This window comes from Mycobacterium sp. 012931 (assembly GCF_000419295.1).
In the GTDB taxonomy this organism is placed as follows: domain Bacteria; phylum Actinomycetota; class Actinomycetes; order Mycobacteriales; family Mycobacteriaceae; genus Mycobacterium; species Mycobacterium marinum.
The window spans coordinates 965,903-977,491 of record NZ_AOPX01000001.1; the positions used below are offsets into that span (position 1 = coordinate 965,903).

General features: G+C 66.1%; 7 protein-coding genes, 1 pseudogene and 1 riboswitch. All 8 genes and pseudogenes read right to left on the minus strand.

Annotated features, from left to right (window positions below; translation table 11 throughout):
* Window positions 1-40: 40 nt before the first annotated feature.
* The 8 genes and pseudogenes from MMSP_RS04270 to MMSP_RS04305 all read right to left on the minus strand — a co-directional run bounded on the left by MMSP_RS04270 (window position 41) and on the right by MMSP_RS04305 (window position 11,431).
* The gene (locus MMSP_RS04270; RefSeq protein ID WP_020785618.1) at window positions 41-1,426 is read right to left on the minus strand and encodes an L-serine ammonia-lyase; all 1,386 of its coding nucleotides are present in this window, start codon (window positions 1,424-1,426) and stop codon (window positions 41-43) included.
* A complete protein-coding gene (gene glyA, locus MMSP_RS04275; RefSeq protein WP_011742385.1) occupies window positions 1,423-2,700 on the minus strand; it encodes a serine hydroxymethyltransferase in 1,278 nt (425 codons plus the stop codon). The genes MMSP_RS04270 and glyA overlap by 4 nt, the downstream gene beginning before the upstream one ends.
* Entirely contained in the window at window positions 2,697-3,101 is a 405-nt protein-coding gene (locus MMSP_RS04280) for a glycine cleavage system protein H (protein ID WP_020785619.1), read from the minus strand. Before MMSP_RS04280 ends, glyA begins: the two co-directional genes overlap by 4 nt.
* Before the next feature lie 46 nt (window positions 3,102-3,147).
* Window positions 3,148-4,275, minus strand: coding sequence for a glycine cleavage system aminomethyltransferase GcvT (gene gcvT / locus MMSP_RS04285; RefSeq protein ID WP_015354023.1), 1,128 nt, complete (start codon window positions 4,273-4,275; stop codon window positions 3,148-3,150).
* 17 nt (window positions 4,276-4,292) lie between these two features.
* A pseudogene (gene gcvP / locus MMSP_RS04290) lies at window positions 4,293-7,082 on the minus strand (aminomethyl-transferring glycine dehydrogenase).
* Window positions 7,083-7,338: 256 nt separating this feature from the next.
* A riboswitch (glycine riboswitch) is annotated at window positions 7,339-7,430 on the minus strand.
* A gap of 317 nt (window positions 7,431-7,747) precedes the next feature.
* Window positions 7,748-9,118, minus strand: a complete 1,371-nt coding sequence (locus MMSP_RS04295) for an SRPBCC family protein (RefSeq protein WP_020785622.1) — start codon at window positions 9,116-9,118, stop codon at window positions 7,748-7,750.
* Between the two features lie 9 nt (window positions 9,119-9,127).
* On the minus strand, window positions 9,128-10,888 hold the full coding sequence (locus MMSP_RS04300) for an amidohydrolase family protein (RefSeq protein WP_020785623.1): 1,761 nt from the start codon (window positions 10,886-10,888) through the stop codon (window positions 9,128-9,130).
* 165 nt (window positions 10,889-11,053) lie between these two features.
* Window positions 11,054-11,431 carry an STAS domain-containing protein gene (locus tag MMSP_RS04305; RefSeq protein ID WP_012392211.1) on the minus strand — a complete coding sequence of 126 codons (378 nt, stop codon included), beginning with the start codon at window positions 11,429-11,431 and terminating at the stop codon, window positions 11,054-11,056.
* Between the last annotated feature and the right edge of the window lie 158 nt (window positions 11,432-11,589).

Here is an 11,589-nt window from a genome sequence, read left to right on the forward strand (position 1 = left end):
GCGGGCTGCACCGGCGGCATGGGGAGCGACCGAAACGTCCTCAGCACTCGACGATGTTGACAGCGACGTTGATGGCCAGGCCGCCGGCCGAGGTCTCCTTGTACTTGGCGTGCATGTCGGCGCCGGTAGCCCGCATGGTGTCGATCACCTGGTCAAGGGTCACGCGGTGGAAACCGTCACCCCGCAGCGCCATTCGGGCGGCGTTGATGGCCTTACCCGCGGAGATCGCGTTGCGCTCGATGCAGGGGATCTGCACCAGCCCGGCGATGGGATCGCAGGTCAGGCCAAGGCTGTGTTCCATGGCAATCTCGGCGGCGTTCTCCACTTGCCGCGGCGTGCCACCGAGGACCTCTGCCAGTCCGGCGGCGGCCATCGCGGCCGCGGAGCCGACTTCGCCCTGACAGCCCACCTCGGCCCCGGAAATCGACGCCCGCTCCTTGAATAGGGATCCGATGGCGCCCGCGGTCAGCAGAAAACGAACCGTGGCGTCGTCGGAGTCCGCGGTACCGGCCCGTGTGTAGTGGGCGGCGTAATGCAGGACGGCGGGCACAATGCCGGCCGCACCGTTTGTTGGCGCCGTGACGACGCGGCCGCCGGAAGCGTTCTCCTCATTGACGGCCAGCGCAACCAGGTTGACCCAATCCTCGGCGAATTCGGGTTTGCGGTTCGGGTCTTCGGCGTTCAAGCGCTCATACCAGCTCTTCGCGCGACGCCGCACCTGCAGGCTGCCAGGGAGTAAACCGTCGCGCGAAATGCTCTGCTGTTCGCACTCCACCATGACGTCGCGTAGGTGCAGCAGACCGCTTCGGACGTCTTGTGCACTGCGACAGCATGATTCGTTGCGTAGCGCCACCTCGCTGATCGAGATGCCGAATTGGTCGCAGATGTCGAGCAACTCCTGGCCCGAGGAGTACGGCAGGGGGGTGCGACATGGATGGCGGTCGTCGCTGTGATCGGAACCCGCTGTGACGATAAAGCCGCCGCCGACAGAGAAGTAGGTCTCGGTGGCCAGCACCCGCCCGCCGGAATCGGTGGCGGTCAGCGTCATCCCGTTGGGGTGGGTGGGCAAGACGACGTCGGGATGCAGCTTGACGTCCCCCTCGGTAAGGGGGACCGCCACGGTGCCGTCGATCCGGGTGACTCCGGACTCGGCGATTTCGGCGAGCCGGCGCTCCTTGGCTTCGCTGCTGATCGCCTCGGGCTGAAAGCCTTCCAGGCCGAGTAGCACCGCGGACATGGTGCCGTGGCCCGCGCCGGTGGCCGCGAGTGAGCCGAAGAGATCGATTTGTACCGCGGCGACGGCATCGCGCTGCCCCGCGCTGCGCAGCGCAGCGATGAATTCGTTGGCCGCGCGCATCGGGCCCACGGTGTGGGAACTGGAGGGCCCGATGCCCACGGTGAAGAGTTCGAAAACGCTGATCGTCATGGCTTGTGCAGTTCCGGGTACAGCGGATAGCGCGCGGCGAGCTCCTGGACCTGCTTGCGCAGCTCACCCAGCTGGTCGTCGTCAGCAGCGGTCAGCGCCGCCGCGACGATGTCGGCTACGGCACCGAAGTCATCGTGGGAGAAGCCGCGCGAGGCCAGCGCGGGGGTGCCGATGCGCAGCCCGGAGGTGACCATCGGGGGCCGCGGATCGAATGGGACGGCGTTGCGGTTGACCGTGATGTCGACGGCGGCCAGCCGGTCCTCGGCTTGCTGGCCATCAAGGTCGGCGTTGCGCAGGTCGACCAGCACCAGGTGAACGTCGGTTCCGCCGGTCAGCACGGTGATGCCCCGTTCGGCGACATCGGGCTGGTTCAACCGATCGGCCAGGATTTGGGCACCGTCGAGGCAACGCTGTTGGCGCTGCACGAATTCGGGCTGCGCAGCCATTTTGAAGGCGGTGGCCTTCGCGGCGATGACGTGTTCGAGCGGCCCGCCCTGCTGGCCGGGGAACACCGCGGAGTTGATCTTCTTGGCGATGGCCGCATCGTTGGACAAGATGATGCCGCCGCGCGGCCCACCCAGCGTCTTGTGCGTGGTGGAGGTGACGACGTGCGCGTGCGGCACCGGGCTGGGGTGCAGGCCGGTGGCGACCAGGCCGGCGAAATGTGCCATGTCGACCATCAGCACGGCACCGACCTCGTCGGCGATCTCACGGAATCGGGCGAAGTCCAACTGCCGGGGGTATGCCGACCAGCCCGCGATGATCATCTTGGGCTGGTGATCGCGGGCTGCTTGAGCGACGGCATCCATGTCAATGAGGTAGTCGTCTTTGGACACCTCATAGGCCGCGACGTTGTAGAGCTTGCCGGAGAAATTGATCCGCATCCCGTGGGTGAGGTGGCCCCCGTGAGCCAGCGAGAGCCCGAGAATGGTGTCTCCGGGATTGAGCAACGCGTGCATGGAGGACGCATTGGCAGTCGCACCCGAATGTGGTTGCACGTTGGCGTATTCGGCGCCGAAGAGCGCTTTGACGCGGTCGATGGCCAATTGCTCCACGCCGTCGACGAATTCGCAGCCGCCGTAGTAGCGCCGGCCCGGGTAGCCCTCGGCGTACTTGTTGGTCAGGACCGAGCCTTGGGCCTGCATCACCGCCAGCGGTGCGTAGTTCTCCGAGGCGATCATTTCCAGCCCGGTTTCCTGGCGGTTGAGCTCGCTGTCGATCAGGGCCGCGATGTCGGGGTCGAAGGTGCTTAGGGATTCGTTGAGGATGCTCACAAGCTTAGTCCGTTCTGTCCGGCGTACTCGCTGGCGGTCAACAGATCTCCTACGGCCGTCGGCTGCACGGAGTACAGCCATCCCGCGCCGTAGGGATCGGTGGCGATGGTTGCCGGGTCATCGACGGCGGCGGTGTTGACCTCGACGATCTCACCGCTGGCGGGGGCGATCAAATTCGAAACGGTCTTTGTCGATTCCACTTCCCCGCAGGATTCGCCCGCGGAGACGGTCTCGCCGACCTCGGGCAGTTGCACGAAGACGAGGTCGGCGAGGGCTTCGACGGCCACCGAGGTGATGCCGACGCGGACGGGACCGTCGGGTGTGGCCGCACCGGGCGCGATGTCGATCCACTCGTGGTCAGCGGTGTAGCTGCGGTCGCCAGGTATTTTGCGGTCGGTCATGGTCGCCTTTCTTGGGATGCGTGGGCGGTCGCGATGGTCATGAGGATCAGGCTGGGCGCGGTCGCACGTAGAACGGTGTCGCGACTACCCGGAAGCGTTCCATGCTGCCCCGGATATCCACGGCGACAATGGAATCAGCGTCTACCGTGCCGGCGTCGACGTAGCTGATCGCGATCGGGTAGCCCAGCGTGGGAGAAAGGGCCCCCGACGTGACCGTCCCGATCTGCCGTTGGCCGTCCTCGGTGTACACCGCATATCCGGCCCGAGCGGCGCGCTTGCCGAGTCCCTGCAGGCCGATCAGCGTGCGTCGCGGTCCCTGCGCGGCCAGTTCGGCGAGGGCATCGCGGCCGACGAAGTACTTCTCGAGCCGTACCGTTCGGCCCAGTCCCGCGTCGTATGGGCTGGTCTCCAGCGAGAGTTCATGGCCGTAGAGCGCCATACCGGCTTCCAGCCGCAGCGTGTCGCGGCAGGCCAATCCGGCCGGGATGACGCCGTCGGCGCGACCGGCGTCGAGTAGCAGGTGCCAGACCGGGGCGGCGTGCGCGTTGTCGACGTAGAGTTCGAATCCGTCTTCGCCGGTGTATCCGGTGCGGGCCAGCAGCACTGGTATCTCGCCCAGCTGTACTTGCGTGGCCGCGTAGTACTTGAGCTCGGTGACCGTGGCCCGGTCGGCCTCGGCGACCACCTTGCACAGCATCCGCTCGGCGACGGGTCCCTGCAACGCGATGAGCGCGGTGTCCTGGGAGCGGTCGGTGACCGTGGCGTCGAATCCGGCGGCCCGTTGGACCAGCGCTTCGTAGACGGCCGCCACGTTGGCGGCGTTGGCAACGACGAGGAAATTGTCCTCGGCGAGCCGATATGCCACCAGGTCATCGATCACACCGCCGTCCTCCCGGCACAGCAGTGAGTACTTGGCCTTTCCTACCTTGAGGCCGGAGAACGCGCCCACCAACGCGTAGTCCAGGGCGGCCGCGGCCCCGGGACCGAGGACCTCGATTTCGCCCATGTGCGACAGATCGAACAATCCGGCGGCGCTGCGCACGGTGTGATGTTCGGTGAGCTCGCTGCCGTAGCGCACCGGCATTTGCCAGCCGGCAAAGTCGGTGAAGCGGGCACCCAGCTCATGGTGCTGCTGCAGCAATGGAGTGGCCGGTGTGATTCTGCTGGTCGTCATGTCTATTCCCTTGCTGGTCAAAGTACTTGAAGTGACGCGGATTTCGGCGGCAACGTTGACTCGAAGGCCGCTGGCGACGGGCACGAGCAGACCAGGTTGCGATCGCCGTGTACGCCATCGATGCGCCGCACCGGAGGCCAGTACTTGTCGGTGACCAGCCAGGGCGCCGGGAATGCGGCCACACTGCGCGGGTACGGCAGGTCCCAGGTATCTGCACACACCATTTCGGCGGTGTGCGGGGCTTGGCGCAGTGGGCTGGCCTCCAAGGGCCACTCGCCCCACATGACCAGGTCGATTTCGCCGCGGATGGCGACCATCGCATCGACGAACCGGTCGAGCTCGGCCAGATCTTCGGACTCGGTCGGTTCCACCATCAGTGTGCCGCTTACCGGAAACGCCAGCGTGGGGGCGTGGAATCCATAGTCGATGAGCCGCTTGGCGACGTCCTCTGCGGTCACTCCGGAGCGGCGGGTCAATTCCCGCAGATCCAGAATGCACTCGTGGGCGACCAATCCGTGTGGACCGGTGTAGAGCACCGGGTAGTGGTCGTTGAGCCTGGCGGCCAGGTAGTTGGCTGACAGCACGGCCGACTTGGTGGCCGTGGCCAGGCCGTCGGGACCCATCAGAGCGATATAGGCCCAGGTGATCGGCAAGATCCCGGCTGATCAGTAGTTCGCCGCCGCCACCGACGAGTCACTGGTGTCCTGGTGCGGGTCGTCCGGCAGGAACGGGGCCAGGTGCGCCCGCACCGCGACCGGGCCCACACCGGGTCCACCCCCGCCGTGCGGAATGCAGAATGTCTTGTGCAGGTTCAGATGTGAGACGTCGCCGCCGAAATGGCCCGGCCGCGCGATTCCCACCAGCGCGTTGAGGTTGGCGCCGTCGATGTACACCTGGCCGCCCGCCTTGTGCACCAGATCGCACACGGTGGTGACGTCGGGCTCGTAGACACCATGGGTGGACGGGTAGGTGAGCATGATGGCCGCCAGCTCCGCTGAATGGGTGCTGATCTTGGCGCGCAGGTCGGCTAGGTCGATGCTGCCGTCGGCGGCAGTGGCCACCACGACCACCTGCATGCCGGCCAGCATCGCCGAGGCCGCGTTGGCGCCATGAGCCGACTGCGGAATCAGGCAGATTCGGCGTTGCTGCTCGCCGCGACTGGCGTGGTAGCCGTGAATGGCGAGCAGGCCGGCGAGTTCGCCCTGGGATCCCGCGTTGGGCTGCAGCGAGACGCGGTCGTAGCCGGTGATCTCGGCCAGCCAGCGCTCGAGATCGGCGATCAGCTCCCGATATCCCGTGGTCTGCGCAATCGGGGCGTGCGGGTGGATGGCCGCGAACTCCGGCCAGCTGATCGGGGCCATTTCGACCGCGGAGTTGAGCTTCATGGTGCACGAACCCAGCGGGATCATGGTGCGGTCCAGGGCCAGGTCGCGATCCGAGAGCTTGCGCAGGAACCGCATCATGGCGGTCTCGGAGCGGTGTTCGTAGAATACGCCGTGCTGCAGGTAGGGCGTTGTCCTGAGCAACTCCGAGCCCAGGGGGGATCGGCTCGGCGCGATGCGTTCGACATCGAAGGCCTTGAGCACCAAAGTGATGACCTCGGTGGTGGTGGTCTCGTCGCAGCTGATTCCGACATGATCAGAACCCGCACGTCGCAGATTGATGCCGAGGCTTTCCGCGCGTGCGATCAATTCGCCGGCGCGGCCTGGGACTTCGACCAGCACGGTGTCGAAGAACTGGTCATGGGCCACGGTGTAACCGTGGTGGCGCAGGCTGGCCGCAATCGACACAGCATGGGCGTGAACTCGAGAAGCGATGTCGCGCAGCCCCTCCGGTCCGTGATAGACGGCGTACATCGCGGCGACGTTGGCCAGCAGTGCCTGGGCGGTGCAGATGTTGCTGGTGGCCTTGTCGCGGCGGATGTGCTGTTCGCGCGTCTGCAGGGCAAGTCGGTAGGCCGGTGCGCCGTTGACGTCCTTGGACACCCCGACCAGCCGGCCCGGCAGTGCCCGCTCCAGCCCGCTCCGGACCGCCATGTACCCGGCGTGGGGCCCGCCGAAGAACAGCGGAACACCGAATCTCTGGGCCGAGCCCACCGCGATGTCGGCGCCGAGTTCCCCTGGCGGGGTCAACAGGGTCAGCGACAGCAGGTCCGCGGCGACGGTGGTCATGGCGCCCCGGGCTTTCGCGGTGGCGATCAACCGGCCCAGGTGCCGTACCGCGCCGCTGGCGCCGGGTGCTTGCAGCACGATGCCGAAGAAGTCGCCCTCGGGCAGCTTCTTTTCGATGTCAACGAGTTCGATGTCGATGCCCACCGCTGCCGCACGGGTCCGAAGCACCGACAGGGTCTGGGTGAAGCAGTCGCTGTCGACCAACAGTCGTGCAGACGGGCTCTTGTTGGACCGCCGCATCAGCAGCATCGCTTCCACGACCGCTGTCGCCTCGTCGAGCAACGACGCGCCGGCCAGTGGCAGCCCGGTGAGGTCCTCGATCATGGTCTGGAAGGTCAGCAGCGCTTCGAGACGGCCCTGCGAGATCTCGGGCTGATAAGGGGTATACGCCGTGTACCAAGCCGGCGATTCGATGAGGTTGCGGCGCAGCACTTCTGGTGTCACACACGGCGAGTAGCCCTGGCCGATCATGGACACCCGGATCGTGTTGCGTTCGGCCATCGAGGCCAGATCGGTGAGCACCTGCTGTTCGGTTCGAGCCGCGGGCAGGGCCATCGGCGCGGTGTTTCGGATCCACGCCGGCACGGCAGCATCGATGAGGTCATCGAGGCTGGGGTAGCCGACCGTGGCGAGCATGTGCGCAATCGCCGCAGGATCGGGGCCGATGTGACGGGGCACGAAACTGGAAGCGACAGCGCGACCGCCGTGCAGTTGTTCATATGTTTCAGACAAGGGGCAACTCCGGTTTCCGTGGGCCCGGATCGCACCGGGCTGGTTGCTCCCTCCCCGCTCTGTCCTGAAACCTGAGAGTCTGTGGCGCCGCCATTACAGCGACGTCGTACACCTTCGGTAAGGCACGGTCTAGGTGACCGATCCTTGTCTCCAGAGTCGCCTCGGCGATGCGGTACTGGGGCCTGAGAGATTCTCGGGGAGGAGATTGCTCCTACGGCGCCTCGATAGCGAGGTTTCTCCCGCGTCGCGTCAACAGCAATGTTGTTAGCTATTTTGTTGTGACGAGCAGTCAACATACACACCGACTCGTCGTCTTGTCACTCCCCCGATTGGCCACATTTGGCGGTGCCCGGCGGTTGGCCGGACACCGCACGGGCGGGCGGTTGGCTGCAGGCCCGGGGCGACCAAGACCGGACACATTTGACCATCGAGCGTTAAACGCGGATGCGCACAATAATATTCGGGGCCCGCGGCGCCGCATTCGGACCGCTGTTCAGCTGCGAAAACGGCGGCCGGAGCTGTGGTGGGTGCCGGATCGATTGCTGATCCGATCCGCCCGATGTGAACCATCACACACGCGGGGCCCCCGGTCCGGGGCGAAGTCCGCCCCCGCTCATCCGCTCGGGTTCGGGTAGATCAAGGTAGCGCTCCAGGTTGCGGTGCATGTTGATGATCCGCCGTTCCTCGCCGGACAGCACCAGATGGGTGAAGCCGGGCTGATGCAAGCCGCGCTGGACACCCGGGAGCACTCGGATGTCTTGAGTGAGCACGATCCCGGGCTCGGCCTGATCGGCGGCCATCCGGACGTCTGTCGGCTTGTTGTGCGGCGCGTCCGGCGGCATCCGCGTCATCAGAAACATCACCATCTCGCCCTTGTCGGGATCGGCGAAGTGCTCCGGCTGGGGCCGCGAGCACATGATGGTCAGGTGGTCCGCGTTGGCCAGAAACGTCATGTTGGGAAACAAGTTGTACTGATGCCGCCGGGTTATCCGATCGGTGTCGGCCCACTCGAGGTCGACACCGCGGGTGGCGGCAAAGGCTCGGGTGCGTGCCGCAATGAGATCCTGAACCGACTGGCCGGGCCGGCGCTCGTCGGCCGGCAACGGCGTGCCTTCGGCCGCGCCCATCAGCGCACCCTGCGTGTAAACGTAAGCGTCCCAGACCTCTTGGTCGCTCAGGGTGCCTTCGAAGCGTGGGCTCGGCACACCGTAGGGCTGGTCCGACTTCCCAGCGTGCCTCCAGATCTGTTGTGGGGCGTGAATATCGTCGACACAGCGCAACAATTCGGGATGCAACGTCTGAATGTGGTAGGTCTCGCTGTAGCCGTCAGCGATGGTCTTCCAATTGGCATCGACTTCCACGGTGAGCGTGGCGTAGCAGCGAAAATCACTCAGCCCGCACCACGCGATGTCTTCGGGTATCGGGTCCAGGTAATCCATCAATGGCATCGCGGTGACGTCGAGACTGACGAAGACCAGGCCCTCCCAGGTCTCGACCCGCACGGGCAGCAACGGGAAGTCGGGCATGTGCAGCGAGCCGAAACCCTTGCGATTGGGCACTCGCCGCAGTTCTCCGGTCAGATCCCAGGTCCAGCCGTGGTAGCCGCACTTCAGTTCACGCAGGCCCGAACCCGAGCCCGCGCACAGCGAATTGCCCCGATGGCGACACACATTCTGGAATGCGCGCAGCACGCCGTCGCAGTCGTGGACGATCAGTACCGAATAGGGGCCGCAGCGGTATTCGAAGTAGTCGCCCGGCGCGGCGACATGGTCGAGCATGCAGGCGAGCTGCCACACCTTGGGCCACATTCGTTCGATTTCGAGCTGGGCGAACGCGGGGGAGTGGTAGCGCTGCGCGGGCACCAGTGTCGGGGAAGCCGGCGGAACTCCAATCGCGTCCTCGTCGCGAGTGCGGGCGGGATTGCCGGCGGCGGTGCTCATCGCGTCCCGCTAACGCGCTCCGCGCACCAGGCGGCCGGGACGGGCTCCGGTGTCGACACCGCCACGGCGGGTCACCGCTCCGCTGACGATTGTGGCGGCGTATCCGCTTGCGCCCTGCAATATCCGGTTGCCGCCGGCGGGCAGGTCGTAGGCCACCGCGGTCGGATGCGGCCGCAGCGCTTCGAGGTCGATGACGTTGAGATCGGCTTTCTTGCCGGGCTCGATGGTGCCGCGGTCGGTGAGGCCGAACAGGTGGGCCGTGTCGCGGGCCTGCTTGCGGATCACATATTCCAATGGCAACTTCTCGCCCCGCTTGCGATCGCGTGCCCAATGGGTCAGCAAGAAGGTGGGGTAGGAGGCGTCGCAGATCATGCCGCAGTGAGCGCCGCCGTCCGAGAGCCCCAGAACGCCGGCCGGGTGCAGCATCATTTCGCGGATCGCATCGCAGTTTCCGTCTGCGTAATTGAACAGCGGCAACATCAGCATGGCGCTCGCGTTCGATTCGAGCATCAGGTCATAGAGGGTCGCCAGCGGATCCTGGCCGCGGGCTTGGGCTATTGCGGCGACGGTGCGGTCGCGGGTGGGTTCATAGTCGGGCGGATCGCCTAGCGCATAGAGGCGTCCCAGCGAGTACTGAACGAAGGCGGACATGCCGTCGAACAACACGTTCGGGTCGATGGGTAGGTCGTCCTCGGACAGGATCGCGGCTTTCACCGCGGGATCGGCCAACCGTTGCGCGAGCTCGTCGCGGGTGCAGTCGGCCTTGAGCCGGCGGTAGGTCGGGCGGTGGGTGAAGGCGTGGTGACCTTGGAACCCGATCATCATCCCGAACGGGCGCGCGGCGATCTGCGGGTGCAGGCGGCTGCCCGCCGCGTGCGCGCTGGCCGAGAGCTCCAGCTGCTCGCGCCACAGGTTGGGATCGGCGTCCACCTGGATCAGAGCGAACGATACGGGTCGATCGATCTCACCGGCCAGGCGCCGCATCCATTCCAGTTCCCTTCTCGGCCCGACGATGTCCTCGCCCGCGGCGCCCTGCGGGGCGAGCTCGAAGACGGCCTGTCCGCCGGCGGCCATGGCGCGCCCCAGCCCGAATAGCTCGTCCTCGGCGGCGAAGGTTCCGGGCACCGGTTCGCCGTCCATCGCGCGGTGAGCCAGCGTGCGTGAGGTCGAGAACCCGAGCGCACCGGCCTCGATCGCCTCGGTGACCAGCCGGCCCATCGCCGCGATGTCTTCGGCGGTGGCCGGTTCATTACGGGCGCCGCGTTCACCCATCGTGTATGCGCGCACGGAGCCGTGGGCGATCTGGCTCCCCACGTCGATGGAGAACTTCTGCTTGCCGATCGTGTCGAGGTATTGGGGGTAGCTTTCCCAGCCCCAGGTGATGCCCTCGGTGAGCGCGGTGCCGGGGATGTCCTCGACCCCCTCCATCAGCCTGATCAGCCAGTCCTCGCTGCCGGGGCGAACGGGTGCGAAACCCACCCCACAGTTGCCGGTGACCACGGTCGTCACCCCGTGCCCGCTGGAGGGCTCCAGGGTGCTGTCCCAACTCACCTGACCGTCGTAGTGCGTGTGGATGTCGACGAAGCCGGGGGCCACCACCTGACCGGTGGCGTCGATGGTTTCGGCGGACTCACCGCCCAGGCCGGGATCATCGGTGCCCCGCCGGACGACGTCGACGATCTTGCCGTCCTTGATGCCGATGTCGGCCCGGTAGCGTGCGGCCCCGGTGCCGTCAACGACGGTGCCGCCGACGATCTTCAAATCGAACATGAGCCCTCTGAGCCTCTCCCTGGTCGCGCGGCTGCGACGCGAGCCACCGGCCTGCCAACCCGGACCTGGATGGTTATTACGCTACGGCGCGTAGCGTATGTACGACGGTATTCCGCCCGCTCGATTCAGTCAATGATTCGAGAGCGCAAACGCTGGGGTGCCGGCTCAGCTATCGGAGATGTCGTTGAGCGCGTCATCCAGTGCGTCATAGAGGGGCAACATGGCGTCGATCCCCATCAGCCTGATCGGCCGGCTGGTGGCCGGACCGTCCGCGACCACCACGAATCGCGTCGGCGCCACGGCCTGCGCCTTGGCGCTGACCAGGACGGTCATCCCCGCTGAGGCCAGGAAATCGACCTTCGAGAGGTCAACGATCAGTGTTGCGGGCGCCTCGATGAGCGAAGTGCGGAGCATCTCGGCCAACCGGGGTGCGGTCAGCATGTCGAGTTCCCCCGACACCGTCACCACGACCGCTTCGCCAACCCGGGATTTTTCGATTCCGAATGCTGTGGGTGGCGTTGGGTCGCCAGATTGTTCCACCATTGCTGTATCTCACATCCGTCCCTGTTCGGGACACCGCTCGTTGGCAGACATCCAATGTTTCGGGCCGGGCTGCTATCTGAACCCCGCCGACCGCTTCCGCCGCCAACATGCAGCTCAGTGGCGCACCCCCGGTCTGCACAAATCCTAGGCCACCACCA

Coding starts and splice junctions, on each gene's coding strand:
- MMSP_RS04280 (WP_020785619.1), bottom strand. CDS start 3,101: ATGACCGACCGCAAAATACCTGGCGACCGCAGCTACACCGCTGACCAC.
- gcvT (WP_015354023.1), bottom strand. CDS start 4,275: ATGACGACCAGCAGAATCACACCGGCCACTCCATTGCTGCAGCAGCAC.
- MMSP_RS04305 (WP_012392211.1), bottom strand. CDS start 11,431: ATGGTGGAACAATCTGGCGACCCAACGCCACCCACAGCATTCGGAATC.
- MMSP_RS04300 (WP_020785623.1), bottom strand. CDS start 10,888: ATGTTCGATTTGAAGATCGTCGGCGGCACCGTCGTTGACGGCACCGGG.
- MMSP_RS04295 (WP_020785622.1), bottom strand. CDS start 9,118: ATGAGCACCGCCGCCGGCAATCCCGCCCGCACTCGCGACGAGGACGCG.
- MMSP_RS04270 (WP_020785618.1), bottom strand. CDS start 1,426: ATGACGATCAGCGTTTTCGAACTCTTCACCGTGGGCATCGGGCCCTCC.